Source organism: Acetobacter senegalensis (assembly GCF_001580995.1).
Classification (GTDB): domain Bacteria; phylum Pseudomonadota; class Alphaproteobacteria; order Acetobacterales; family Acetobacteraceae; genus Acetobacter; species Acetobacter senegalensis.
In genome coordinates this window covers 1-25,489 of the sequence record NZ_LHZU01000141.1, presented here as the reverse complement: position 1 = coordinate 25,489, position 25,489 = coordinate 1, and the positions used below count along the sequence as shown (strand labels likewise).

General features: G+C 56.2%; 19 protein-coding genes, 1 tRNA gene and 1 pseudogene. 10 read left to right on the top strand and 11 right to left on the bottom strand.

The features are described 5' to 3' along the window. Window positions 1-16 precede the first annotated feature (16 nt). The gene (feoB, locus tag AD948_RS12955) at window positions 17-1,858 is read right to left on the bottom strand and encodes a ferrous iron transport protein B (RefSeq protein WP_061472291.1); all 1,842 of its coding nucleotides are present in this window, start codon (window positions 1,856-1,858) and stop codon (window positions 17-19) included. 131 nt (window positions 1,859-1,989) lie between these two features. Beyond that, window positions 1,990-2,217 (bottom strand): annotated as a pseudogene (locus tag AD948_RS18755) (FeoA family protein); the annotation flags it as partial. A gap of 280 nt (window positions 2,218-2,497) precedes the next feature. Between AD948_RS18755 and typA the strand changes: the two are divergent. Then, on the top strand, window positions 2,498-4,321 hold the full coding sequence (gene typA / locus AD948_RS12945) for a translational GTPase TypA (RefSeq protein ID WP_045543003.1): 1,824 nt from the start codon (window positions 2,498-2,500) through the stop codon (window positions 4,319-4,321). 122 nt (window positions 4,322-4,443) lie between these two features. Here the strand turns inward: typA and bla are convergent, their stop codons facing one another. After that, window positions 4,444-5,304, bottom strand: coding sequence for a class A beta-lactamase (gene bla / locus AD948_RS12940; RefSeq protein ID WP_061472289.1), 861 nt, complete (start codon window positions 5,302-5,304; stop codon window positions 4,444-4,446). A gap of 143 nt (window positions 5,305-5,447) precedes the next feature. On the opposite strand from bla, the gene AD948_RS12935 reads away from it, so the two are divergent. The 3 genes from AD948_RS12935 to AD948_RS12925 all read left to right on the top strand — a co-directional run bounded on the left by AD948_RS12935 (window position 5,448) and on the right by AD948_RS12925 (window position 8,962). Further along, window positions 5,448-6,608 (top strand): GNAT family N-acetyltransferase, encoded by a 1,161-nt coding sequence (locus AD948_RS12935; RefSeq protein WP_248846023.1) that lies wholly within the window; start codon window positions 5,448-5,450, stop codon window positions 6,606-6,608. Window positions 6,609-6,759: 151 nt separating this feature from the next. Continuing rightward, a complete protein-coding gene (gene pgm / locus AD948_RS12930) occupies window positions 6,760-8,406 on the top strand; it encodes a phosphoglucomutase (alpha-D-glucose-1,6-bisphosphate-dependent) (RefSeq protein ID WP_061472288.1) in 1,647 nt (548 codons plus the stop codon). A gap of 256 nt (window positions 8,407-8,662) precedes the next feature. Beyond that, complete coding sequence (locus AD948_RS12925; protein WP_061472287.1) at window positions 8,663-8,962, top strand: hypothetical protein; 300 nt, start codon at window positions 8,663-8,665, stop codon at window positions 8,960-8,962. A gap of 127 nt (window positions 8,963-9,089) precedes the next feature. On the opposite strand, the gene AD948_RS12920 is transcribed toward AD948_RS12925, so the two are convergent. From AD948_RS12920 to AD948_RS12905, 4 genes are all read right to left on the bottom strand, one after another. Further along, the gene (locus AD948_RS12920) at window positions 9,090-10,346 is read right to left on the bottom strand and encodes a D-amino acid dehydrogenase (RefSeq protein WP_006557483.1); all 1,257 of its coding nucleotides are present in this window, start codon (window positions 10,344-10,346) and stop codon (window positions 9,090-9,092) included. Between the two features lie 4 nt (window positions 10,347-10,350). Beyond that, window positions 10,351-11,481, bottom strand: coding sequence for an alanine racemase (gene alr / locus AD948_RS12915; RefSeq protein ID WP_061472286.1), 1,131 nt, complete (start codon window positions 11,479-11,481; stop codon window positions 10,351-10,353). Between the two features lie 132 nt (window positions 11,482-11,613). Further along, window positions 11,614-12,633 (bottom strand): NAD(P)/FAD-dependent oxidoreductase, encoded by a 1,020-nt coding sequence (locus AD948_RS12910; RefSeq protein ID WP_035378025.1) that lies wholly within the window; start codon window positions 12,631-12,633, stop codon window positions 11,614-11,616. 158 nt (window positions 12,634-12,791) lie between these two features. Beyond that, on the bottom strand, window positions 12,792-14,012 hold the full coding sequence (locus AD948_RS12905) for an NADP-dependent isocitrate dehydrogenase (RefSeq protein WP_058988418.1): 1,221 nt from the start codon (window positions 14,010-14,012) through the stop codon (window positions 12,792-12,794). Between the two features lie 243 nt (window positions 14,013-14,255). Here AD948_RS12905 and AD948_RS12900 point away from each other — a divergent pair, with 243 nt between their 5' ends. The 4 genes from AD948_RS12900 (at window position 14,256) to AD948_RS17850 (ending at window position 19,101) form a co-directional block, all read left to right on the top strand. Then, a complete protein-coding gene (locus AD948_RS12900) occupies window positions 14,256-15,755 on the top strand; it encodes a peptide MFS transporter (RefSeq protein WP_061472285.1) in 1,500 nt (499 codons plus the stop codon). Window positions 15,756-16,646: 891 nt separating this feature from the next. Next, the gene (locus tag AD948_RS12895; RefSeq protein ID WP_061472284.1) at window positions 16,647-17,780 is read left to right on the top strand and encodes an acyl-CoA dehydrogenase family protein; all 1,134 of its coding nucleotides are present in this window, start codon (window positions 16,647-16,649) and stop codon (window positions 17,778-17,780) included. Next, window positions 17,777-18,508, top strand: coding sequence for a PIG-L deacetylase family protein (locus AD948_RS12890; protein ID WP_061472283.1), 732 nt, complete (start codon window positions 17,777-17,779; stop codon window positions 18,506-18,508). The genes AD948_RS12895 and AD948_RS12890 overlap by 4 nt, the downstream gene beginning before the upstream one ends. Then, window positions 18,505-19,101 (top strand): class I SAM-dependent DNA methyltransferase, encoded by a 597-nt coding sequence (locus tag AD948_RS17850; protein ID WP_082782443.1) that lies wholly within the window; start codon window positions 18,505-18,507, stop codon window positions 19,099-19,101. The genes AD948_RS12890 and AD948_RS17850 overlap by 4 nt, the downstream gene beginning before the upstream one ends. Here the strand turns inward: AD948_RS17850 and AD948_RS12885 are convergent. From AD948_RS12885 to AD948_RS12875, 3 genes are all read right to left on the bottom strand, one after another. Then, window positions 19,007-20,143: a glycosyltransferase gene (locus AD948_RS12885; protein ID WP_061472282.1), complete on the bottom strand. Its 1,137-nt coding sequence runs from the start codon at window positions 20,141-20,143 to the stop codon at window positions 19,007-19,009. The two genes, AD948_RS17850 and AD948_RS12885, sit on opposite strands and share 95 nt — an antisense overlap. 661 nt (window positions 20,144-20,804) lie before the next feature. After that, a tRNA-His gene (locus tag AD948_RS12880) sits at window positions 20,805-20,880 on the bottom strand. 75 nt (window positions 20,881-20,955) lie between these two features. Continuing rightward, window positions 20,956-22,128 carry an aminotransferase gene (locus AD948_RS12875; RefSeq protein WP_061472281.1) on the bottom strand — a complete coding sequence of 391 codons (1,173 nt, stop codon included), beginning with the start codon at window positions 22,126-22,128 and terminating at the stop codon, window positions 20,956-20,958. A 240-nt stretch (window positions 22,129-22,368) separates the two neighbouring features. On the opposite strand from AD948_RS12875, the gene AD948_RS12870 reads away from it, so the two are divergent. Together AD948_RS12870 and glnA are read left to right on the top strand one after the other, a co-directional pair. Beyond that, window positions 22,369-22,707, top strand: a complete 339-nt coding sequence (locus AD948_RS12870) for a P-II family nitrogen regulator (protein ID WP_006557470.1) — start codon at window positions 22,369-22,371, stop codon at window positions 22,705-22,707. Window positions 22,708-22,822: 115 nt separating this feature from the next. After that, complete coding sequence (gene glnA / locus AD948_RS12865) at window positions 22,823-24,268, top strand: type I glutamate--ammonia ligase (protein WP_006557469.1); 1,446 nt, start codon at window positions 22,823-22,825, stop codon at window positions 24,266-24,268. Window positions 24,269-24,503: 235 nt separating this feature from the next. Here the strand turns inward: glnA and AD948_RS12860 are convergent. Beyond that, the coding region (locus tag AD948_RS12860; protein ID WP_061472280.1) for an aldose epimerase family protein at window positions 24,504-25,489 on the bottom strand (986 nt) is incomplete at its 5' end.

Below are 25,489 nucleotides of genomic sequence, written 5' to 3'. Positions count from 1 at the left end.
AGGACGTCTCCTGTTGTTATCCGCTGATCAGTCGGGTGATGTGATAGGCCAGAAAAGAGGCCGCGTAAGCCATGCCGAACAGATAGGCTGTAGAGATCCAGACCAGTCGCCAGGAACCGGTTTCCCGGCGAATAACGGCCAGAGTGGAGAAGCATTGCGGCGCGTAAACATACCATGCCAGCAAAGAGAACGCTGTTGCAAGGCTCCATTGGGCCGAAAGCAGGGGCGCAAGCTGGGACGCGGCATCGGCTTCCGATGCACCGACCGAATACACGGTAGCAAGCGCGCTGACAGCAACCTCACGCGCGGCAAGGCCCGGAATAAGCGCCACGCAGATCTGCCAGTTAAAGCCAATGAACTGGAAGAAGGGCAGCATCAGGTGGCCGATGCGGCCAGCCAGACTATAGTCAATGGCTGGCCCTGTGGCACCGGCTGGGGGAGCAGGGAAGCTGGAAAGCGCCCACATCAGCACGCTGAGCGTGACAATAATGGTGCCTACACGGGATAGAAAAATGCGTGCGCGCTGCCACAGTTCAATAGACAGGCTTTGCAGGCCGGGTAGACGATAGTTGGGCAGTTCAAGCAGCAACGGGTGCTCATCTGTGGTGGCACGCCGCTTCAACACACGCGCCACAACCAGCGCGCTGAGGATTCCGGCGGCGTACAGCCCGAAAAGAACAAGCCCCTGCAGGTTGAAAAGACCTGCAATATGCCGGGCAGGAATGAACGCCCCAATCAGAAGCGCATAGACCGGCAACCGCGCCGAGCATGTCATGAGCGGCGCGATCATGATGGTCACCATCCGGTCTCGTGGGTTCTGGATGGTGCGGGTGGACATGATGCCGGGCACGGCGCAGGCAAAGCTGGATAGCAGGGGAATGAAGGAGCGTCCGCTCAGCCCTGCCGAGGCCATCAGCTTGTCCAGCATGAAGGCGGCGCGTGGCAGATACCCGGATTCCTCCAGTGCCAGAATCCAGAGAAACAGAATCAGAATTTGCGGCAGGAACACAATAACCGTCCCTGCGCCTGCAATAATGCCGTCCACCACAAGGCTGCGCAAAACGCCGTCTGGCAGCAGGGCTCCCACGTGGTCCCCCAGAGATTTCATGCCGTTATCGAGCATGTCCATGAAAGGTTGTGCCCAGGAGAACACGGCCTGAAACATGATGAACAGCAGCACAAACAGGATGAGCATGCCCCATACGGGGTGGAGCACCCAGCGGTCTAGCTTGTCTTCAAAAAGCTGTGTGCGTTCGGTTGTGCGGGCGACACACAGCGCCAGAAGCCGCCGTACTTCCGCATGCAGGTCCGTGCCCTCAGGCAGGGGCGTTGGGGGCGTGGGCGCAGGCGCATCAAGGGCTGCAAGAATATTCTGGCAGCCGCCACGCTTGATCCCCACAGCACTAACAACCGGCACGCCAAGTTCCGCCTGCAGGCGGGGGATATCAATGGTGAGCCCCTGTTTGCGAATGGCGTCAATCATGTTGAGCACCACAATCATGGGGCGACCAAGCTGCCGTAATTCCAGCATGAAACGCAGATGCAGGCGCAGGTTGGTGGCGGCAACAACACTTACCAGCAGATCTGGCGCGGGTTCGCCTTTGTAGACGCCACGGCAGACATCGCGGGTTACGGCTTCATCCGGGCTGGTGGCTGCCAGACTGTAAGTGCCGGGCAGATCAAGCACCTGCACGCGGCGTCCTGCCGGAGTGACAAGACGGCCTGCCTTACGTTCAACCGTCACGCCTGCGTAGTTGGCAACCTTCTGGCGACTGCCCGTCAACTGGTTGAAAATGGCCGTTTTTCCGCAGTTGGGGTTGCCAACCAGCGCGACGCGTAGAGGGGGGAGATCAGTCATGCAAAGGGACCAGCCACGGGGGCCTGATGTGAGGAACTGTCTGCTGTGCTGGCAGCGCGGGAGGATGCAGCAGGGTCTGCCTGCTCATGGGGTTGGGCTGTGCAGGATGGTGCGGTGGCTGCTGTGTTGTCCCGCAACACAATACGGTGTGCTTCCGAGCGCCGCAGGGCGAAACGCGTAAAACCGATTTCCACCGCCATCGGGTCTCCCCCCAGCGGGCCGAACGCAATGACCTTCACCGGTTCTCCCGGCACAAAGCCCAGCTCACCCAGACGCTGGGCAATGGCATCGTGCGTGGAGAGGGCTTCTATATGGTCAATCACACCGGCGGCGCGAAGGGAAAGCTGGTTCAGGCGCAAGGCTTGGTCATCCTGCTCAGACGGACTAAGGAGTCACGTATATATTGAGAATGATCCTTAATTCCAAGCTGGCCGGGTGTCCAATGTGTGGGGCAGGGGGCAGTTATGGCCCGTAGCAGCAAGGCCTGCTGGCAGGTTCTGGGCGCCTTGTGAGGATTTTACGTGCATTTCTGCACGCTGGCGCTTATCAACGGGGCCAGCATTCTTTATACCGCAACTCAACCGCCCCGTTTGCATGACTGGTGGCGGCAGAACGCGCAGGGACAATCAGGCACCTTTCATGGATATCCGTAATATCGCCATCATTGCACACGTCGATCATGGCAAGACCACTCTCGTTGACGAACTGCTGAAGCAGTCTGGCTCATTCCATGAGCATCAGCAGGTTGCTGAACGCGCCATGGACAGCAATGATCTGGAACGTGAGCGGGGCATCACCATTCTGGCCAAGTGCACCTCCGTTGTGTGGCAGAACACCCGGATCAACATTATCGATACTCCCGGACACGCCGACTTCGGCGGAGAAGTGGAACGTATTCTCAGCATGGTGGACGGCGCGATTGTGCTGGTCGACTCCGCTGAAGGCGCATTGCCGCAGACCAAATTTGTGGTGGGCAAGGCTCTGGCCCGTGGCCTGAAGCCGATTGTGGTTGTGAACAAGATTGACCGTGGCGATGCCCGCCCGGACGAAGTGCATAACGAAATCTTTGATCTGTTCGCGGCTCTTGGCGCCAATGATGAACAGCTTGATTTCCCCATGCTGTACGCTTCTGGCCGTCAGGGCTGGGCCGATGTTGAGCTTGATGGACCGCGCAAGGACCTCAGCCCGATGTTCGAGTTGATCCTGAAGCATGTTCCCGCACCCAAGCTGGACAAGGAAAAGCCGTTCGCCATGACGGCCACCATCCTTGAAAACGACAACTTCCTCGGCCGTGTGCTGACGGGCCGTGTGGAACAGGGCCGCGCCAAGGTCAACATGCCGGTAAAGGTGCTGCGGGCTGATGGCTCTGTGGTGGAAACTGGCCGTCTGACCAAGCTGCTGTCCTTCCGTGGGCTGGACCGTGTGGCAGTTGATGAAGTGGAAGCTGGGGACATTGTGGCCGTGGCCGGTCTGTCCGAAGCCACTATTCCTGACACCATCGCGTCCCCCGAAGTGGCTGCACCGCTTGAAGCCATTCCGGTTGATCCGCCGACCCTGTCCATGACGTTCCGTCTGAACGACGGCCCTCTGGGTGGTCGTGAAGGCAAGAAGGTGACGTCTCGCCAGATTCGTGACCGTCTGTTCAAGGAAACGGAAAGTAACATTGCTATCCGCGTGACTGACAGCCCGGAAAGCGAAGCTTTTGAAGTGGCTGGCCGTGGTGAACTTCAGCTTGGCGTGCTGATTGAAACCATGCGTCGTGAAGGGTTTGAACTGACCATCGGCCGTCCGCGCGTGCTGTTCAGCACGAACGAGGAAACGGGTGAGCGGGAAGAACCGTTCGAAGAAGTCACCATTGACGTGGATGAGCCCTATTCCGGCGTGGTTGTGGAAAAGATGTCTCAGCGTAAGGGGCAGATGCAGGATATGCGTCCGTCTGGTGGGGACAAGGTGCGTCTGACCTTCATCATCCCGTCTCGCGGGCTGATTGGGTATCATGGCGAATTCCTGACCGACACGCGCGGCACGGGTATCATGAACCGCCTGTTCTATGGGTATCAGCCTTATGCTGGCACCATTGAAGGCCGCCGTAACGGGTCTCTGATCTCTGCGGAAGATGGTTCAACCACCCAGTATTCCCTGTTCTCTCTGCAGGACCGTGGTACGCTGTTTGTGAATGCGGGTGAAAAAGTTTACGTGGGCATGATCATCGGTGAGCATTCCCGTGAAAATGATCTGGAAGTGAACGCAGTCCGTGAAAAGAAGCTGACCAACATTCGTGCCGCAGGCAAGGATGAAGCTCTGCTGCTGGTCCCGCCGCGCCGTATGTCTCTGGAACAGGCGATTGCCTACATCGAAGACGATGAACTGGTGGAAGTGACACCATCTGCCATCCGTCTGCGCAAGCGCTATCTGGACCCGAACGAACGCAAGAAGCGTGAACGTAAGGGTGATGCGTCCTAAGCGTCAGTCTGATTGCAAGGCGTAGCCGTCTTGTAAAAGGAACGGGGTAATTGCCCGAAGGAAGCCTGTCTGCATGAAAATGCAGGCAGGTTTTTTTGTATCGGGAGGCCTGCCGCGATGTGTCAGGCTGTCAGCCGTGTTGCCACCAGTTTGCCTATCCCCGCAAAAACAGAGGAAAGCTGCTGTTCCGTCGGGTGGCCGCCCCGAGTGTAGGCGCAGACAACAATGCTGGTTTCAGGGTGCGGCCAGATAACGGCAATATCTCCTGCAGCATCCTCGCCATTATTGCCTGTTTTATCTCCAATCTTCCATGCGCTCGGAAGCCCTGCGCGGAGCCGGTGCTCGCCCGTCCGGCATCTGATGAGCCAGTCTGTCAGGATAGTGCGGAAGGGAGCGGACAGAACCGGTCCCGACACCAGATGCTGTAGAATAAAAGCCATGGAGCGCGGGGTGGTGGTGTTCTGTATGCCGCCCGGTGGAGTGCGGTTCAGGTAGGGCTCCACATTATCAAGGCGTGTTGTTTTGTCCCCAAGATGCCGCCAGAAAGCCGTTAGAGCAGAAGGCCCGCCAATGTGGGCCAGTAGCAGATTGGCGCAGGTGTTATCACTCTGCTCTACCGCGCCAGCACAGAGTTCTCGGATGGTCATCTGGCCTTTTGCCAGATTGGCCTTGGCGACAGGCGCGTAAAGATCCCCGATATCCGCCGCAGTGTAAGAGAGCGGGCGTTCAAGAGTATCCAGTCCTTTGTCAACGCGGGCCAGCACACAAGCCGCAAGGGAGGCCTTGAATGTGCTGCACATGACAAAGCGTTCGTCTGTCCGCCAGCCAAGAGTTGCTCTGGTTTTTGTATTTTCTGCGTAGAAACCAACGTGACCACCGGTCTCGTTCTCATACTGCGAGATCACGATGGGCGCTGATGTGCCAGCGATAGCGGGTGTGGCGAGCAAGGCGGAACTGCCCCATAAAAAATGTCGTCTCCTCATGGTGTGCCTTTCCTTGCTTTATTCTCTCTTTATCAGCCCTCCGATGAGCAGGTTTTGTCAAAGGAAGAGTGACATCATCCTGTGCGGGATGTGTGTGGGCAGTTCAGCCACGTAGGGCGGAAAGGAAATGACGGGATATATAGTTGACTTTAGCAACTAATTGCCTGCATCCTGCCGAAATGCAGCAGACAATAGACGCCATCCGGACATTCAATCGGTTTTACACGCGTTTTATTGGCGCGCTGGATACCCATTTTCTGGGAAGCAGGGTCAGCCTTTCAGAAGCCCGCCTGCTGCTGGAAATAGCCGGGAATGAACCGGTGCAGGCCAGCGCCTTGCAGGCCATGCTTGGGTTGGATCGGGGGTACCTCAGCCGGATGATCAGTCGTTTTGAAAAGCACGGCTGGGTTTCGCGCGATCGCTCCGGCCAGGATGGACGCTCCCGCCCCATCAGTCTGACGGCGGAGGGGTGGGCGCTTTTCTCGGATATTGATCAACGCCAGCATGATGAAATTGCGGCCGTTCTTACCCGTCTGGATAAAGCAGGGCAGCAGGAACTGGCATCAGCACTCACCACAGCCAGACGGCTGCTGTCAGAAGCCTCTTCTCCCGCGGGTGAAGCGCGTGCGGCCCGGAACGTGTTGGACAGGCCTGTCTGGAACGCGCTCACGGGGCGGCAGGCTGCGCTCTCAAAGGGCAATGACGTCGTGCGCTGTTTTGACCCGGCTATCAGTCCGTTTGGCGCCGTCAGGGAGGACAGTGCGCAAAACTGGGACGCGCTGGTGGCTCTGGCGGACGGCGCAGAACTCTGGGTGATGGAAAAGGAACAAGCGGTTTTTCCTCCCCAGATCAGAAAAGTGCGTTCGGCGGAATGCCTTCAGATGGTGGCGCGGGATGTGCCTGCTGAAGACAGCACTCTTTCATACTGTGATCTGGGGAAGGTGGATGCCGCTGATATGCTGGCCCTTGCCAGACTGACGGCTCCCGGTCCGTTTTTGCCTCAGACGTATCGGCTGGGGGCATTTGTGGGCATTCGCGATCAGGGGCGGTTGGTCGCCATGGCGGGTGAGCGGCTGAAACCCGGAAATTTTACGGAAGTCAGCGGGGTCTGCACGCATCCTGACTATCGGGGCCGTGGCTATGCACGGTTCCTCATGCGGGTGGTGGCCCGCCGTATTCTGGCCAGGGGGGAGCAGCCATTCCTCCATTCCTATTCCAGCAATACGGCCGCTATCGCTCTGTATGCTGCGCTCGGGTTTGAACCGCACCAGACCATTACCGCGACGGTGATTCGTAAAGCATGAGGTGATGGCAAGGGGCACTAGTCTGCCCGCTTTTTCCTGCTGTCGGGCCACTCCTCTCTGGGCATCCAGCACAATCCATGGTTTTCTGCATGCCATTCAGGAGTTCGGGCGTTAGCCGATAGCCCGTAGAGATGTAAGGATTTTTACAGTAATGGTTCAGATCAGCCCTATGGCCGGCAAGACTCTTCCTTCTGCTCAACTGACGGATATTCCAGCACTGATTGCTGCCTATTATGATCGCAAGCCTGATGTTTCGATCCCAACGCAGCGTGTGTCCTTTGGTACATCCGGGCATCGTGGCTCTTCATTCCATACGAGCTTTAACGAAAATCATATTCTGGCTATTTGCGAGGCCATCAGCCGCCACCGGAAGGCGGAAGGTATTGATGGACCGCTGTTTATCGGCATGGATTCCCATGCTCTTTCCGGCCCGGCCCAGAAATCCGCTATCGAGGTTTTTGCCGCACATGGTCTGGATGTGCGGATTGATGAAAAAGGCGGTTACACACCCACGCCCGTTATTTCCCATGCCATTCTGACCTATAACAAAGGCCGCACCACGGGGCTGGCCGATGGGGTGGTGATCACGCCTTCCCACAACCCGCCTTCTGATGGCGGGTTTAAATATAATCCCCCCAATGGCGGCCCGGCGGATACAAGCATTACCAAGGCCATTCAGGATATGGCGAACGGCTTTCTTGCTGATGGCATGAAAGATGTAAAACGCCTGCCGTATGAAGAGGCCAAAAAAGCCGCCTGCATCAAGGGCCATGATTACGTGACCCCGTATGTGGAAGATCTGGACGCCGTTATTGATATGAAGGCCATTCGGGATGCCGGGGTAAAGATTGGCATTGATCCGCTGGGTGGCGCTGCTGTGGGGTACTGGCAGCCGATTATTGACCGCTACGGCCTGAACGCCACGGTTGTCAGCACGGAAGTGGACCCGACATTTTCCTTCATGACGGCCGACTGGGACGGACAGATCCGCATGGACTGCTCCTCTCCTTATGCCATGGCGCGCCTGATCGAGATGGGTGACCGTTTTGATGTGGCTTTCGCTAACGATACGGATGCAGACCGGCACGGTATTGTGGCGCAGCCGGATGGCCTGATGAACCCCAACCATTATCTGGCTGTAGCAATTTCCTATCTGTTCCAGAATCGTCCGGAATGGGGCAAGGATCTGGGCATTGGCAAAACGCTGGTCAGCAGTGGCCTGATTGACCGTGTTGCCAAGGATATCGGGCGTAAACTGGTGGAAGTACCCGTTGGGCTGAAATGGTTTGTGCCCGGCCTGCTTGATGGTTCCCTCGGTTTCGGGGGGGAAGAAAGTGCTGGTGCCACCTTCCTGCGGCGTGATGGCACGGTCTGGACCACGGATAAGGACGGGATCATTCTCGGCCTGCTGGCGGCGGAAATTACGGCCAAAACGGGTAAGAACCCGAGCGTGCATTATCATGAGATCATCGCGCGTCTGGGTACACCTTACTACGCCCGCATTGATGCTCCGGCTTCCCCCGAACAGAAAGCCAAGCTGAGCAAGCTGACACCCGAGCAGTTTCCGCTGGAAACCCTTGCAGGGGACAAGATCATCAGCAAGCTGACACGGGCGCCGGGGAATGATGCGCCGATTGGCGGCCTTAAGGTTGTGACCGAAAATGGATGGTTTGCAGCACGTCCGTCCGGCACGGAAGATGTTTACAAGATCTATGCCGAAAGCTTCAAAAGTGAAGCGCATCTGAAAGCGATTCAGGATGAAGCTCAGGCAGCGATATCCAAAGTATTTGCCGCCTGAAAACAGGGTGCTTCGCCAGAAGGAGGGGAATCAGGCATCTGCCCGGTTTCCCTCTTGTAGGAGATTGTGTCGGGAGTTAGGTGGCCTTGCGTCAAACTCACGGCACGCTTCTGTTTTTTAGAATTATAGTGCGAGACGCGCGTTTTGCAGCATGATATGATTCATGCCAAGCCAGCCGTATGCATGATCTCATACACCGCTCTGGCATTATAAATCATGGTCTAGATGGGCCTGATTATTCTTGGAGACATTTTTCATGATTTCTCGTCGTCTTCTCGCAGCTCTGTCCACTGTTGCTCTGCTGGGCGCGGCTGCTCCGTCTTTTGCTCAGGAAGCGCCTGCTACGGCACCGGCTGCGCCTTCTGCTCCGACCGCTGAAGCCCCGACCACCCCGGAAGCTGCTCCGGCTCCTTCTGGTGCTGCTGAAACCGGCAAGGAAGAAGGCACCAAAAAGAAGAGCAAGAAGCACCACAGCAAGAAGCACCATCATGGTCACAAGAAGACCAAGAAGGCTGCTGAAGGCGATGCTTCAGGGACCGATTCTTCTGCTCAGTAATCTGGAGGCAATGCGGGCTTAAGGTCCGCCTGTCTTTGGCCTGAACAGGGTTGATTCAGAAAACGGGGCCCGGGAATTTCTCCGGCCCCGTTTTTTATGGGCATTTAAGGGGCTGCTTTGAAAACCTTCAGGCGTAACGGCTGAGGGAAAGATCCAGAGCCGGGATATCGGTCTTCCTGCCGTGAATCAGATCAGCAATAAGACGGCCTGACCCACAGGCCATGGTCCAGCCCAAGGTGCCATGACCCGTATTGAGCCACAGGTTTCTGAATGCGGATACCGGGCCGATAACGGGTGTGCCGTCTGGTGTGTTGGGGCGCAGGCCTGTCCAGTATGTTGCGGCTGACAGATCTCCCCCGCCAAACAGTTCAGAGAACGAGAGCTCAAGTGTCTCGCGCCGGTCCGGGCTGAGGCGCAGATTATAGCCCGTTAATTCAGCCGTGCCGCCTACCCGGATACGGTTGCCCAGCCGCGTGATGGCAACCTTGTAGGTTTCATCATTCACAGTGGACGAAGGGGCGTGGCTTTCATCTGTCAGGGGCAGCGTGAGGGAATAGCCTTTTACCGGATAAACAGGCAGGTGAATTCCCAATGGTTTCAGCAATAATGGGCTGTAGCTGCCCATAGACACGACATAGGCATCTGCCCGCAGATGGCCAGCGCTGGTGCGGACAGACATGATCTCATCCGCAGCGGCATCCATTCCTTTGATAGTGGTATTGTAAAGGAAGGTGACGCCCTGAGCTTCCGCCATCTTGGCAAGGCGTTGCGTGAAAACGTGGGCATCGCCCGATTCATCTCCCGGTAGATACAGCCCTGCTTTCAACAGGTGTCGTGCATGGGCCAGGCCGGGTTCGTGTTCCAGAATCTGGTCTACCGTCAGCAGCGTATGGGGAATGGCGCTTTCAGAGAGCAGGCGCATATCCCGCTGAATCTTGTCCACCTGTTTGTTGGTGCGGAAAAGCTGGATCAGCCCGCGTTGGCGGTCATCATACGTCAGGCCGGTTTCTTCACGCAGCGCGTCCAGACAGTCACGGCTGTATTCAGCAACGCGCAACATGCGGGATTTGTTGATGTCATAGGCATGGGCGTTGCAGTTTTTCAGAAGCTGCTCAATCCACCGGAACATGGCCAGATCAAACCGCTTGCGGATAACAAGCGGACTATGGTGCCGCTGGAGCATCCACTTCATGGCCTGTAACGGCAAGGATGGTCCTGCCCAGGGCGTGGAATATCCGGGCGAAACCTGCCCTGCATTGGCAAAAGAGGTTTCAAGCCCGGGTGCAGGCTGGCGGTCCACCACGGTCACTTCATGGCCCAGTTTGGACAGGTACCAGGCAGAGGTGGTGCCAATGACGCCGGCGCCGAGAACGATGATTTTCACGGTGTCATCCTTTCCGGGGATCGTGGTGGGTGCGGTGGTAGCGTGAACCGAGATCTGTCAGCAATTCGTAGCCGATGGTGTCTGCCAGAAAAGCCGTTTCATCAAGGGGGTTATGGGGGCCAATCAGATCAAAAGCTACGCCGGGCGCGGGGGGCAGCCCTGCAAGATCCGTAATATCCACAGCGAGTGAGTCCATGGAGATACGCCCGATTATTGGCAGTTTGATGTCAGGCTGTTCAGGAAAAACGGCCACACCTTTTCCGCCAAGCCTTCGCGGAAAGCCATCTCCATACCCAATGCCCAACAATGCGATGTTAGTGGGGCGTTGGGTCACAAAGGTCGCGCCATAGCCAACATGGGCTCCAGCCGGTACGTGGCGCGTCTGGATCACACGGGCTTGCAGCCGAATGACGGGCTGCATTGGGTTCGGTTGCCCCGGTGTGGGATTGATTCCGTATAGGGCAGCCCCTGGTCGCACGAGGTCAAACCGCCACTCCGGCCCAAGAAATATGCCGGATGAGGCGGAGAGGCTCGCCGGAGCCGGTGGCAGCCGTTTACGCAAGCGTTCAAAAGTGTCCAGTTGGTGCCGGTTCAGCGGGTGCTCTGGTGTATCAGCGCACGCCAGATGGCTCATCACCAGTATGGTTTCAATTCCGGCCAGCCCGTTATTGTGGCTGAGTGCGTTCACGTCGTCTTCTGTCAGCCCAAAACGGGACATACCGGTATCCAGCTGCAAGGCCGCAGGGAGGGCACTCTTTTCATTTTGGGCAAGAGCCTGCCATTCCTGAATCTGCGGCAGGCTGTTCAGCACGGGCAGCAGATTATGGGCCAGAAATGCGGGTGCGGTATCGGGTGGTGGGCCATGCAGCACGAAAATACGGCTGTCCGGGGCAATCAGGCTCCGCAGGGCCACGCCTTCGGCCAGATGCGCCACAAAGAAAGTGCGGCAGCCAGCCTCGTATAAAACAGGCGCAATTTCAGCCAGGCCCAACCCGTAGGCATTGGCTTTCACTGCCGCGCCAGCTTCTGTCTGCGGCCCCGCAAGAGAGTGAAGGATCATGTAGTTGGCGGCAATGGCGGCCAGATCAATCAGCAGGCGGCCACCTTCCCATCCATTCTGCGGCGGTATGCTCATGAGGCCGAGGGGATTCGGGGGAGGGAAAGCAGAAGAAGGCGGTCTGGCCTTATCATATGCATGGCTGCTTTCCCTCTTTCCGTTCAAGAGACCTTATTATCCATAAGAGTGAAAAGGACGCAAAGGTCGGTCTCAGGCAGCGGGAACCCCTTTGCTGGTGGAGTATTCAAAATGCAGCGCTTGATCCGGGTTCACAATGGGGTAGATGGCATGCGCAGCCATGGCCCCTTCACTGAAGCCCTGCAGAATGAGTTTCAGTTTGCCGGGGTAGGTGGCCACATCGCCAATGGCGAACACGCCGGGCATGTTGGTTTCACAACTTGAGGGCACAACCGGGATGGTGGAACGCACGGTATCCACGCCCCAACGGGCAATGGGGCCAAGGTCTGTTGCCAGCCCGAAGAAGGGCAGAAGGGTATCGGCCTCTAGCGCACGGGTTGCGCCATCCAGATCTGCAACCTCCACAGCTTCCAGCACGCCGTTCTGCCCACGCAGGGCATGAAGCTGATAAGGCACCACTTTTTCAATCTGCCCTGCGGCAACAGCTTCATCCAACAGGCGCAGGCTTTCCGGCGCGCCACGGAAGCGATCCCGACGGTGAACAAGATACAGTTTTTCCGCCTTGTCTTTCAGCGCCAGAGCCCAGTCCAGTGCGGAATCGCCGCCGCCGGCAATCACAATGCGTCGGCCTTCAAAATCAGCTTTCCGGCGCACGTAATACTGCACGGCTCCTGTGCCTTCAAAGGCATCCAGCCCATCAAGTGGCGGCCGGTTGGGGCCGAAAGCACCCGCCCCGGCAGCAATGATAACAGCCTTACTGTTGACCTGCGCCCCTTTGTCCGTGCCCAGCGTAAAGGCGCCGCGGTGGCCGGTCAGGCTTTCAATGCGGTGTTTCAGCAGGCGAGGGATGGCAAAAGGTTCAATCTGTTTTTCAAGATTGGCAATAAGCTGCGCCCCTTCTACCGCCGGGCAGGCCGGAATATCATAGATGGGTTTTTCTGGGTACAGCGCCACGCACTGGCCACCTACTTCCGGCAGAACGTCAATTAACAAACACCGCAGGCGCAACATGGCGCATTGAAAGGCGGCAAAAAGCCCGGCAGGGCCAGCGCCGATAATGGCGACGTCTGTCTCAATCGGCATGTCAGTCATGGCGCGGCGGATCTCCCCTTTGGTCCGGCTGATGAAAGCTGTTTTTTTGCGCTACCACGCGGGCGGGCGCAATGGGGTAGCCCTACAACATTACCCATAAAAAAGAGGGAGCGCCCAGGAGCGCCCCCTCTGCCATGCTACCTGAAGGATGTTTCAGGTCAGGATTTGGCGAGTTCCTTTTTCAGCCCGGCATCCAGCACATCAAGGAAAGGCTGCGTGTCCAGCCATTTTGTATCCTTGCCAACCAGAATGGCGAGGTCCTTGGTCATCTGGCCGGATTCCACCGTGTCGATACACACTTTTTCCAGTGTTTCAGCAAAATGCACCACGTCCGGGGTGTCATCAAACTTGCCACGGTACGCCAGCCCGCGTGTCCATGCGAAAATGGAGGCAATGGGGTTGGTGCTGGTGGGCTTGCCCTTCTGGTGTTCACGGAAGTGGCGGGTAACTGTGCCGTGGGCGGCTTCAGCTTCCACCACATCTCCCGTGGGGTTCAGCAGAACGGAGGTCATCAGCCCGAGGCTGCCAAAGCCCTGTGCCACAATGTCGCTCTGCACGTCGCCATCATAGTTCTTGCAGGCCCAGACATACCCGCCGTTCCACTTCAGGGCGCAGGCTACCATGTCATCAATCAGGCGGTGTTCGTAGGTCAGGCCGGCTTTTTCGAAGTCTGCCTTGAACTCTTTGTCGTACACTTCCTGAAACACATCCTTGAACATGCCATCATAGGCTTTCAGAATGGTGTTCTTGGTGGACAGATACACCGGCAGACCACGATCCCGCCCGTAGGAGAGGGAAGCGCGGGCAAAGCCTTCAATGGAGGCGCGGGTGTTGTGCATGCCAAGGGCCACACCGGGGCCCTTGAAGTCATGCACATCCAGCGTCACGGTTTCACCGCCACCTTCCGGCACATAGGTAAGGGTAACCTTGCCGGGGCCGGGGATCTTGGTTTCCGCCGCGCGATAGATATCGCCATAGGCGTGACGACCGATGACAATCGGTTTGGTCCAGTGTGGAACCAGACGCGGCACGTTTGAGCAGATGATCGGTTCGCGGAAGATGGTGCCATCCAGAATGTTGCGGATGGTGCCATTGGGGGAGCGATACATCCGCTTCAGCCCGAATTCCTTCACGCGGGCTTCATCCGGGGTGATGGTGGCGCATTTCACCGCAACGCCATAGCGTTTTGTGGCTTCGGCTGCCTCAACCGTCACCTTGTCGTCCGTGGCGTCACGATGTTCAATGCCCAGATCATAGTATTTCAGGTCAATATCGAGATAGGGCAAAATCAGCCGTTCCCGGATGAAATGCCAGATAATACGGGTCATTTCATCACCATCCATCTCTACGACGGGGTTTTTGACCTTGATTTTTGCCATGGTTGAAATCCGTTCCAGAAAAAATCTCGAAAAATTTGCGCAATGCGTATGGGCATCATGCAAGAGGCGGATGAACGAATTAAAAGCCTTGAGAGCCAGCGGCTATTCACATTCCTGACAGCACAGCCGTTGCAGGCGTGCCTGCCTTGGCGGAGTGTGCTCATAAAAGGCCAGTTTCCCGCAGCTTGCACGGGGTAGGCATATCTGTTCTAGGGAGTGTTATCACAATATGGTCAGGACTTTATGACGGCATCTTTGTCTTCTTCGCCAACACGTTCGCAGTCTTTCTCAGTCGTGCTGGCTATCGAACTGTGGGAACGGTTCGGGTTCTACGGCATGCAGGGCATCCTGCTGCTGTATATGGTGCAACGCCTTGGGTTTGATGATGCTCAGGCCAATCTGCTGTGGGGCACGTTTTCCGCCGTGACCTATGCCGCCCCGGCTATTGGTGGCTGGATTGGAGACGCCCTGCTGGGGTCCCGGCGCACCATGACAATGGGGGCCGCCGTGCTGGCCATTGGCTATGCTCTGCTGGGGCTGGATCTGGGTGGGCAGTTTGCCCTGTTCGTGGCGCTGGCCGTCATTGCCTTGGGGAACGGCCTGTTCAAGGCCAATGCCGCCAATCTGGTACGCCGTATCTATGAAGGGGATGATGCCCGGATAGATGTGGCTTTCACCATTTATTACATGAGCATCAACGTTGGTTCCACGTTTTCGCTCCTGTTAACACCGTGGTTGCAGCAGCATTACGGGTGGGGCCCGCCCTTTCTGGTATGTTCGGCCGGGTTGGTGTTTGGCCTTGTCTGCTATGGAATTTTCCGGAGCCGCTTGCGGAATATCGGTTCCGCGCCGGATTTCCGGCTTATTGTGCCCCGGCATCTTGCCGGTGTGCTGGCCGGGGTGGTGGTGGCCCTTGTGGTCATGGTGGGCATTCTGGGCGTGCCCGCAGCAGGGAAGGCCTGTGTCTGGATTGCGGCGTTGGTTATCGGCATTATCTGGGTTCTGTTGTACCGGCGGGCAACGCCAGCGCATCGGCCCGGCCTGCGGTTGGCTTATCTGTTGATTGTGCAGACCATGCTGTATTTTGTATTTTATCAGCAGATGGTCACGTCACTCACGCTGTTTGCGCTGCGTGATGTGCAGTCTCAGTTTACGCTGTTTGGTGTGCCGCTGTTTTCCATGTCCGCCGGGCAGTTTCAGGCACTTAATCCGGTGTGGATCATGGCTGCCAGCCCTGTTCTGTCCTGGCTGTATAAAGCCATGGAAGATCGGGGATGGAGTTTTCCCATTGCCGAGAAATTTATTGTTGGGTTCTCGTTGGTAGCACTGGCCTTTCTGATCTGGTGGTGGAGTGCGGCCACAAGCACAACCCTTGTGTCTCCGTGGGTGATGTTCTGGGCTTACGGTGCCTTGTCTGTTGGAGAGTTGCTGATCAGTGCTCTGGGTCTGGCCGTGGTGGCGCGTTATGTGCCTGCCAATGTGGGCGGCTTCATGATGGGCAGTTATTGTGTATCAAACGGGGTCGCCATGTATCTGGGCAGCATGATGGCCAATCTGGCTGCTATGGGGTCTGCCGTAAGTGGTGGGGACCCATCTGTAACATTGCCTATCTATGCAGGGTTGTTCCGCACCCTGTTCTTGTTGGCTGTTGGTTGCACGTTGCTTTTTGCACTGTGCCTGCCGTTCACCCGCCGGTGGGATGCGCAGCATCGTGCCGCGCAGGAAGCCCGGCAAGCGGAATAATTTCCGCACATTTATGGTAACGGGGTAGAAGAAACGGGATTTTACCCCTTTCTTCTGCCCCGCTGGTTCTTCCGCTGAGAGCCTGTTTGAAACACCATCAATTCCGAGTTGGTGATTGGTGTTTTGAACCCGGCAGGTGGATTGGGAGAGCACTACGGGCCATAGGCACAAAAATCCAAACTATTCCGCTATATAAAGACCTATCACGCTGAGCAGACAAACGGCTCAAACAGCCTCTCGCTCTGATCGCCATTCAGACCATCCAGATCATGATTGAGGCGATGGAAAAGAAGCTCAGGATAATACTCGCCATTCCTTAAGGCGTTCTCGTAGCTTCCCAATCACAGATGGAAAACATGGCTTTTTCTATGGTTCCTGATCAAGAGGCAGGTCATATGATTTTATGAAAGAACGAGAGAATATTGGGTTACTTATTTTTTCTTGATTTCCATAAAATTCTTAAAGACAGGAAAATAGGAATAAAATACAAAATTTTGATGGGAAGATGCGATTTACTGTATCCAGACCACAGAGAGAGAACAGCAATTGCAAGAAAAGTATATGATATATGAAGCCAGGAAATTCTTTTAGGGACAAGCATGATCGTCTCTTTTTCAATATTATCTCTGGTGGATAAGAGTTATCCTAATCTAAAAAACAAACAAAATAAAAAAATATGACACAAAAATAACAGTTCTTGCTCTCTGACCCTCAAGATATTATCCAGCCGATCTTCTCTTTTTATAGAAAAACAGGGTCACGGAAGCCTTTCAAACGGGTCTTTGCGCGTTGGTTCCGTGCCTGGCAGAGAGGACGAAAGATGAACTTCTTCTTTTCTGATGCGTTTGGTGCGTGTTCTGGCACCCGGTGTCAGCAGGGAGAACGCCAGTCATGCCCGTTTGCTATCTGCCCGAAAAAACGCAGGATATTGCCGCTTTCCGCAGCGCGTTAAAGCGGCTTTGCGCGGCTCATCCTTCGACCATTTCAGGAGGGGAAGAAGGCGCGTTTCCCTCGGTATTGTTGGATCAACTGACGCAACTGGGGACATTGTCTGCTGCGTTGCCTGTCAAAAATGGTGGATTAGGGCTGCATGAATCGCCTGAGGGAATGCAAGGGCTGATTGATCTGCTGCGCATTTCGGGGCGACTGAGCCTGTCTCTGGGGCGATGTCTGGAAGGGCATATCAATGTTGTGCGGCTTGTGTCCCTGTATGGTTCGGACACCCAACGGAACGCTTTGGCTGCTTTTGTGAAACAAGGCGTTCTGGGCGGAATCTGGGTGACTGACGGTGCCCAGCCGGTCACGTTGGAACTGACGGCAACCGGGTATCAGTTAAAGGGAGCTAAAGGGTTCTGTAGTGGCGTGCGCCAGGTGGGTATGGCCCTGATCACTGCACGGAATGCACTGGGGCAGGACGTCATGGTTCTGGTCTCTACCGATGAGCCTGAGCGGATTGGCAAAGGGCCCGGCCACCTGACAGGTATGGCAGGGAGTGGAACTGGCGCCCACAATTTTTCCGGAATGGAGATTTCACCCGATGCGATTATCGGCCGGCCTGGTGATTATTTGCGGCAACCGGAATTTTCTGCCGGGGCATGGCGTGGGTCAGCCGTAGCGCTGGGCGGCATGGATGTGCTGGTGGACCTGATGCGTCAAGAGCTTCAGGCGCGGGGGCGGGCGGAAAATCCGCATCAACAGCGGCGTATTGGTGAAGCGCTTATTCTGCGCGAGACGGCAAGCCTGTGGGTGCATCGTGCAGCCCGATCTGTTTATGGCACGCCTGCTGAACCAGAGGAGTGCGCAGCCATGGTGAATCTGGCCCGTATTGCTGTTGAGCAGGCGGGCGTGCAGCTTATAACGCTGGTTCAGCAGGCGCTGGGGCTTTCCGCATTTATTCACGGTAAGCGTGTTGAACAGACACTACGGGATTTGGCCACGTATCTGCGCCAACCGGCCCCTGATGAAACCCTGACAGAAGCGGCAGCGTGGTTTGCAGACCGTGAATGGCCGGAAGATAGATCATGAAAAATGGAGAGCTCATTTCAGAACTTTTCCGCCTTCCGGTAAGGGATATTGAAGAAATAGCGCCAGGAACGGCGTTGATTCTTGCTCCGCACCCAGATGATGAAAGTCTGGGATGTGGCGGCTTTATTGCTGAAGCTGTGGCCAGAGGCCGCCCGCCAGTGGTGGTGATCGTTTCAGATGGGTCAGGCTCTCATCCAGCATCACGAGAGTGGCCGGAGGAGCGCCTGACGCAGCAAAGAGAGAAAGAGGCGCGCGAGGCTGCAAGAATTCTGGGCCTTCCCCCGGAACGCCTTTATTTTCTGGGCCTGCGTGATACGGCGGTTCCAACAGAAGGGCAGGAATTCAGGAGCACTGTGGATCGTTTGGCCGAATTGGCCCTCCATTATGATTGCAATACGCTTCTGGTGCCATGGCGGCATGATCCGCATTGTGATCATGAAGCTGTGTGGCTGATGGGGAAAGTTTTGAAAGCCATGTTGCCCCATCTGCGCTTGCTGGCTTATCCGGTCTGGGGTCTTACCCTGCCGTCTGACGGTGTTCTTGATCAACCTTTTCCAGCAGGGTGGCGGTTAGACATAGGCGCGCATCTGGCCACAAAACGGCATGCGGTGGAGGCTCATGAAAGCCAGCGCGGGCTAGTGATACAGGATGATCCAGATGGATTTGTCATGCCGGAAAATCTGTTGGAAAAGATCATTCAGACATATGAAATCTATCTTTTGTCATGACCAAGAAAACATGGTCTCCCGATATTTTTGATGCCCTGTTTCAGAAAAATCCTGATCCGTGGAATTTTGAAAATAGTCTGTATGAACAGGAAAAACTGTCTCGTCTTCTGTCATGCCTACCAAAGCAGCAGATCAATTTCTGTGTTGAACTCGGGTGTGCCGTAGGGGTGGGCACCAAGGCTCTTGCTGCACGGTGTGGGCGCGTTCTGGCGGTGGATGCGTCTTCCACGGCCTTACATATAGCCCGGAACAGATGTTCTGATTTGAAAAACGTAAAATTTTTTGAAGGGTTTTTACCCGAAGATTACCCCATATCTGCGGTAGGTGGCTGCGATATGATCGTGATTTCAGAAGTTCTGTATTTCATGGCACCGGGCGATATTAAAAAACTTGTTGAACGCATTATGGAAAATCTGTCACAGGCTGCAACGTTAATGACGGTTAACTGGACCGGCGAAACAGATACGCCTTGCACTGGAGATGAAGCTGCCGAATGCTTTATTCAGGCTTGTCATCAATATCATTGGGTGACCGACCATACTGAGCGGGGCGAGACCTACCGGCTGGATCGCCTGCGGTATGCGGCACCGTAAAAAACGAGTAGGCCTGTTTGTGAAGCAGAAAATCAATGACGCGTTGGGCTCTGCGGAGATGCAGGTGCAGGTCAGCACGCTTTACGCGAACAGGTTTTTTTGGGGAATTTGAAAGAATATTTTTTATATCAAGATATTTCTTATTCTCTTTGAGTGGACGCCTCGTCCGCAGCATGCATATGGAAACGGGTTCCAGTGCGTCATCCAGATAATCATCCTGCTGCATGATGCGTCGGGCAATGGTATCAGCCATGCCCCCACGGGCGCGCCCTACCAGACGCGCGGAGACATAGACTTTCACGTCTGGGGCGTGGCGTACGGGGAGGGCCGCCTGCCTTAATGCGGTGTAAAAGGCCCGATCTTCACTCAAAGGTTCAGGCGGAATACCGCCCACCTGCTGCCATGCTTCGCGGGTTACAGCAATACTGGCACCCGAGCGTTCGTTATGGCGGGGCCATGGGTCATAGGGGGTTGGTACCAGAAGGGCTTTGATGTGTTCCAGTAAAGCCGCGTAGGCTTGCTCCTTCTCGTCATCCTGATGCAGATGCAAAGGAATTTTCTGAAATTCGGAAGGAAGGAGAAGGGCTCGCCCAAAAACGGCGGCGACATTGTAGCGGATGAACGCTTCAAGGGTCTGCTTCATCCAGTCTGGTGCAACTTCTCCATCTGCATCTGTGGTAAAAAGAAGGGCATCGGGTGGTGCGTGTTGGGCTGCATGGGCCATGGCATCATGCCGGGCACGGCCTGCATGCGCCTGATCTGGTGAATAGGAAACAGAAACGCTTTCTACCGCAAAAGGCAGGGCATCCTGCAAGGCGTGAATCTGTTGCCGGGTGTCATCCTGTGTGTTGTTGACCCATACAATTACTTTGTGGGGCAGGAAGTCTTCCTGCCGGGCAAGGGCCATAAGGCAGGGCACAATATGTTCGGCCTCATTACAGGCCGGAATGGCGACAATACGTGATCGTTGCAGATAGGATGAAGAGAGAGGCTGAAAAGTAGTGAGCTGATGGGTCTGGGCGTCTGTGTCCGTAATGAGCATCGGAATGCAATCCTTTCGCCGTCTGTTCACGGCATGAGTGAAGACGCGCAGAACGGCCACCAGTTCATGATGGCTGATATTTTTGGAAAATCGTGCAGCAGGAAGGTCTTGTGGGGCCAGGCCGTGACCTGTTTACGATCCGTGGGGCGCCTTCCTGCGAGCAGCATGAAGGGAAAGCGCGCCAGAAGCGTCCGCTACGGAAGGGGCAAGAAGCTTTGCCGGAGAAGCGGGCAAGGACGCGGAACAACAGGCGCTGGTCTCGGGTGTCATGAGCGATGGGGAGATCGGCGGTCGTGTGAACAGAAAACTGTTACGCCAGAGTTCATGTCTGCGTTTTTGCTGGAGGGCGTCTCGCGAGCAGTCCTTCTTCAAGGGCACTGTTCATCTCCTGTCAAAACGGGTTGCATCACGTCTGGTTACAGTTCGGGTGTTACAACGCCACCATGGCCTGAGAGTTCAGGAGATTTGAATTTTATGATGCCGCGGTGAGGAGTGAGACTGGCTTTGCCCGGTTCTCCTTCTTTTAAAGAAGCGCAAAGGCCGGAGCAGCAGTCAGAACAGTTGCTTCAGGGGCTGCTGGCCGCATGCACAGCATGCTGCAAACAGAGGAACCTGAGTGGCCCATAAACAAAAATGTTAATTTTCAAGGGAAATATATAGCTGGGGCGAACGACGGGGATCGAACCCGCGACAACCGGTACCACAAACCGGCGCTCTACCGACTGAGCTACGTCCGCCACACAGCTAGGGGTCGTTTAGAGAAATGCGCTCCGTCCGTCAATGCAAGAGTGAGGGACGAGCGCAAAATTTTTTCAGATGCGTTTATGCCACGCTTCAATACGGTTTACGGCTTCCTGCAACACGCTTTCCTGCTTGCAGAATGCAAAGCGCAGCAGATGTGTGGGGGGAGCACCATTGGAGGGTTCATAAAAGGCGGAGGCCGGGATTGTGGTCACACCGGCCTGTTCTGTCAGCAGGCGGGCGAAGGCCATGTCATCCAGCCCATTCGCCAGCGGGGTGATGTCCGCCATGACAAAGTAGCTGCCTTGGCAGGGCAGGACGTCCAGCCCAACCCCACGTAATCCGGCGGAGAGAAGATCGCGCTTGTGGGCCAGATCGGCCGAGAGTTCGACAAAATAGCGTTCGTCCTTGTTCAGGCCGTAGGCCACCGCGCGCTGAAGATTGGGGGGCGTGGCGAACACCAGATTCTGATGAGCCTTGGCCACCACCGCCGCAAGCGGGGCAGGGGCGGTAACGTAGCCCACTTTCCACCCGGTCAGGGAGAAGCTTTTCCCGGCACTGCCAATGCGCAGGCAGCGCTCCCGCATGTCAGGCAGGGCCATAAGGGAGAGATGAGGGGTATTGAAGGTCAGGTGCTCATAGACTTCGTCACAGATGGCATAGGCATCGTGCTGCTTCAGCAGCCCCGCGATGAACGTCAGTTCATCGGGGGAGAACACTTTGCCAGTGGGGTTCATGGGGGTGTTGAGGAGAATCGCCTTGGTGCGGGCGGAAAAGGCCTCCGCCAGTGCTTGCCTGGGCAGGGTCCAGCCGGGATGTTCCAGCCGCACGATACGGGGGACCCCGCCAAGCTGGCGGACCATAGGCAGATAGGTATCATAAAGGGGTTCGATCAGAACCACCTCATCGCCCGGTTCGATCAACGCCATGAGGGATGCTGCAAGCGCTTCCGTCGCACCAGAGGTCACGACCACCTCAGACTCGGGATCAACCTCGATTCTCTGAAACCGGGCGTTTGAATGGGCTACGGCTGCGCGTAATTCTGGCAGACCTGTGAGAGGCGCATATTGATTGCGCTGGTCAAGCAGGGCGTCTGCCGCAGCCTGCACAATATCGTGCGGGCCTTCCGTATCCGGAAAGCCCTGACCGAGATTTATGGCTCCGTGCTGGCGGGCCAGTTCAGACATAACGGTAAAAATGGTGGTTGGCAGCGCCGCTAACTGTCTGTTCAGCGGTTTTGTCATGTCTGGGTTCCTTGTTGAGGTCTAGGGTAAATTAAGGGGGAAAAACTGGTGCCATGCCTGCATCAGGGTGGGGAGGTCAGTGCTTTATCGATACTATTTCCTATCTGCCCGATTGCTCCGGTGGCCAACCCGTGCAAGTTTGGATGCGTTCGGCTTGAGCGTCCATGCCCTCACGGGTGCGGCAGCAGTGAAGACGGACCCCTCAAACAGGGTACAGCAGTGATATATTGATGACGTGACATGAGAAAGATCGAGGCCATCATAAAGCCGTTCAAGCTGGATGAAGTGAAGGAAGCCCTTCATGAACTCGGCCTGCAGGGTATTACCGTGATCGAAGCCAAGGGCTTTGGCCGGCAGAAAGGGCACACGGAACTGTATCGTGGCGCGGAATATATTGTTGATTTCCTGCCCAAGATGAAAATTGAGGTTGTCTGCCCCGCCAGTCTGGTGGAACGGGCGGTTGAGGCGATATCCGCCGCGGCCCGCACAGGACGAATCGGGGATGGCAAGATCTTTATCCTTCCGGTGGAAGACGTGGTGCGAATCCGCACGGGGGAAAGAGGAGAAGATGCCATCTGATGGCTGTCCGGCCCTTGTGCGGGTTCAGGATATGCCGCAGGGCATGGCGTGCGTTTGATAATCCTAGCTGTGCTGGAAGAGTTCCGGTGCGCAACAGGTTGTAGGTGAAGAGAGAATGGTGAAAAAGACAACGTCTGCGAGTGATGCCAAAGCCGCAGCAATTGCCAAGGTGTTTGACCTGATTCAGGAGAATTCGGTTGAACTGGTTGACCTGCGCTTTACAGATCCGCGCGGCAAGTGGCACCACACCACGCAGTACGTCACCACGATTGAGGACGATACCTTTACCGAAGGCTTCATGTTTGATGGGTCTTCCATTGCTGGCTGGAAAGCCATCAACGAAAGCGACATGGTTCTGCTGCCGGACCCTGAAACCGCAGTAATGGACCCGTTCTCTGCCCGTCCGCAGTTGATCCTGTTCTGTGACATTATCGAGCCGTCCACCGGGCAGCCCTATAACCGTGACCCGCGCTCCACCGCCAAACTGGCAGAACAGTATCTGAAGTCCACCGGGCTGGGTGATACAGCGTTCTTTGGTCCGGAAGCCGAATTCTTTATCTTTGATAACGTGCTCTTTGGCACCGGCCCCAACTTCGGCAAGTTCCAGCTGGACAGCATTGAAGGGCCTGGCGCTTCCCTGAAGGAATACCCGGAAGGCAACATGGGCCATCGTCCGGGCGTGAAGGGCGGCTATTTCCCCGTTGCTCCGGTGGACAGCGAATCCGACCTGCGTGCGGAAATGCTGGCAACCATGGGTGAAATGGGCCTGCCGATCGAAAAGCACCACCATGAAGTGGCGCAGTCCCAGCACGAACTGGGCACCAAGTTCGATACGCTGGTGCGTTCTGCTGACTTCATGCAGATCTACAAATACTGTATCCACAACGTCGCGCAGTCCTACGGCAAGACCGCAACGTTCATGCCCAAGCCCATTTATGGGGATAACGGCTCCGGCATGCATGTTCACCAGTCCATCTGGAAAGACGGCAAGCCGACCTTTGCTGGCAATGGCTATGCTGACCTGTCTGATACCGCGCTGTACTACATCGGCGGCATCATCAAGCACGCCAAGGCGCTGAACGCGTTCACCAACCCCTCCACCAACTCCTACAAGCGTCTGATTCCCGGCTTTGAAGCACCTGTGCTGCTGGCTTATTCCGCTCGCAACCGGTCTGCATCCTGCCGTATTCCTTACGCAACCAACCCCAAGGCAAAGCGCGTTGAAGTCCGCTTCCCGGACCCCACGGCTAACCCCTATCTGGCCTTCGCTGCCATGCTGATGGCTGGTCTGGATGGTATCAAGAACAAGATCCACCCGGGCGATGCCATGGACAAGGATCTGTATGATCTTCCGCCGGAAGAACTGAAGCAGATCCCGACAGTTGCAGGCTCCCTGCGTGAAGCGCTGGAAGCGCTGCAGGCTGATCACGAGTTCCTGCTGGCTGGCGGTGTGTTCACCAAGGACCAGATTGAAAGCTACATCAACATCAAGTGGGAAGACGTGTATCGCTTCGAACACACGCCGCACCCGGTTGAATTTGAAATGTACTACTCCGTCTGATCAGTCTTTTCAGACCTTTTGGCGGATAGGAACGGGGCCTTCTTCGGGAGGCCCCGTTTTTTTTTGTGCTGTGCTTGGAGGGAAGCGAGGGTGAAGCCCGCCCCAGAGGCTCTTCCAGGGGCGCATCGGGTGTTTTCTCCACAAAGAAATCTGGAGACCAGAAAGCAGAAGAGAAAAGCCGCCGTCCGTTTCCCGGGACGGACGGACTTTCTTTCCCTCTTTCTCGCACCCCGTTTTATGGCGTTGTGGAGGTGCCCGCTATGCCAAACTGGAAGCTGGTGGTGTGGTCAAACTGCTCGCCGGGGCGCAGGGTGGTGGTTGGAAAAGCAGGATGGTTGGGAGAGTCAGGATAGTGCTGGGTTTCCAGTGCAATGGCATCCGTCTGGCGGTACGCGTGGCCTGAGGGGCCAGCATAGGTGCCATCCAGCGAATTTGACGTGTAAACCTGTATGCCCGGCTGCGTGGTGAATACCGAGAGCGTTCGGCCTGAGACCGGATCAGTTACCGTAGCGGCAAGGCGCTGGGTTTTGCCATCATATCCATTCACGATCCAGTTGTGATCATACCCGCGACCGATCAGCATTTGAGGATGGTTGCTCCGCAGATGGTCGCCAATTCGATGAGGGGTGCGGAAATCCAGCGGCGTATTGCCGACGGACGCAATCTGCCCGGTGGGAATGGCTGCGTGATCAACCGGCGTGAAGGAGTCCGCGTTGATCTGGAGCGTATGGTTTTCAATGGACCCGGCCCCTTCACCTGCGAGGTTGAAATAGCTGTGGTTGGTGAGATTTACCACGGTGGGCCGATCCGTGGTGGCGCGATAGCGAATGCTCAGGCGGTTACTGTCATCCAGAATGTAATCCACCGTGGTGTGCAGCGTGCCGGGAAAGCCTTCTTCACCATCCGGGCTAGTCAGAGTCAGTTCGGCCCCCACTGCATGGGGGAGGCCAGAGAGTTGGCGCACATGCCATATTTTCTTGTCAAACCCGTTCAGGCCACCGTGCAGGGTGTTAGGTGGGTTGTTGACGGTTGTATGAATGGTCTGGCCATCCAGCGGAAAGGTTCCGTTGGCCAATCGGTTGGCGTAACGGCCAATCAGGGCGCCAAAATAGATGTTGGCGTGGGCGCTGTCCGTTTCATATTCCTCCAGAGTGGGGAACCCAAGCACCACATTGGCGGGATGGCCGTTGCGGTCGGGCACCGTAATGGCGGGAATGATCC

Coding starts and splice junctions, on each gene's coding strand:
- feoB (WP_061472291.1), bottom strand. CDS start 1,858: ATGACTGATCTCCCCCCTCTACGCGTCGCGCTGGTTGGCAACCCCAAC.
- typA (WP_045543003.1), top strand. CDS start 2,498: ATGGATATCCGTAATATCGCCATCATTGCACACGTCGATCATGGCAAG.
- bla (WP_061472289.1), bottom strand. CDS start 5,304: ATGAGGAGACGACATTTTTTATGGGGCAGTTCCGCCTTGCTCGCCACA.
- pgm (WP_061472288.1), top strand. CDS start 6,760: ATGGTTCAGATCAGCCCTATGGCCGGCAAGACTCTTCCTTCTGCTCAA.
- AD948_RS12925 (WP_061472287.1), top strand. CDS start 8,663: ATGATTTCTCGTCGTCTTCTCGCAGCTCTGTCCACTGTTGCTCTGCTG.
- alr (WP_061472286.1), bottom strand. CDS start 11,481: ATGAGCATACCGCCGCAGAATGGATGGGAAGGTGGCCGCCTGCTGATT.
- AD948_RS12910 (WP_035378025.1), bottom strand. CDS start 12,633: ATGACTGACATGCCGATTGAGACAGACGTCGCCATTATCGGCGCTGGC.
- AD948_RS12905 (WP_058988418.1), bottom strand. CDS start 14,012: ATGGCAAAAATCAAGGTCAAAAACCCCGTCGTAGAGATGGATGGTGAT.
- AD948_RS12900 (WP_061472285.1), top strand. CDS start 14,256: ATGACGGCATCTTTGTCTTCTTCGCCAACACGTTCGCAGTCTTTCTCA.
- AD948_RS12895 (WP_061472284.1), top strand. CDS start 16,647: ATGCCCGTTTGCTATCTGCCCGAAAAAACGCAGGATATTGCCGCTTTC.
- AD948_RS12890 (WP_061472283.1), top strand. CDS start 17,777: ATGAAAAATGGAGAGCTCATTTCAGAACTTTTCCGCCTTCCGGTAAGG.
- AD948_RS17850 (WP_082782443.1), top strand. CDS start 18,505: ATGACCAAGAAAACATGGTCTCCCGATATTTTTGATGCCCTGTTTCAG.
- AD948_RS12885 (WP_061472282.1), bottom strand. CDS start 20,143: ATGCTCATTACGGACACAGACGCCCAGACCCATCAGCTCACTACTTTT.
- AD948_RS12875 (WP_061472281.1), bottom strand. CDS start 22,128: ATGACAAAACCGCTGAACAGACAGTTAGCGGCGCTGCCAACCACCATT.
- AD948_RS12870 (WP_006557470.1), top strand. CDS start 22,369: ATGAGAAAGATCGAGGCCATCATAAAGCCGTTCAAGCTGGATGAAGTG.
- glnA (WP_006557469.1), top strand. CDS start 22,823: ATGGTGAAAAAGACAACGTCTGCGAGTGATGCCAAAGCCGCAGCAATT.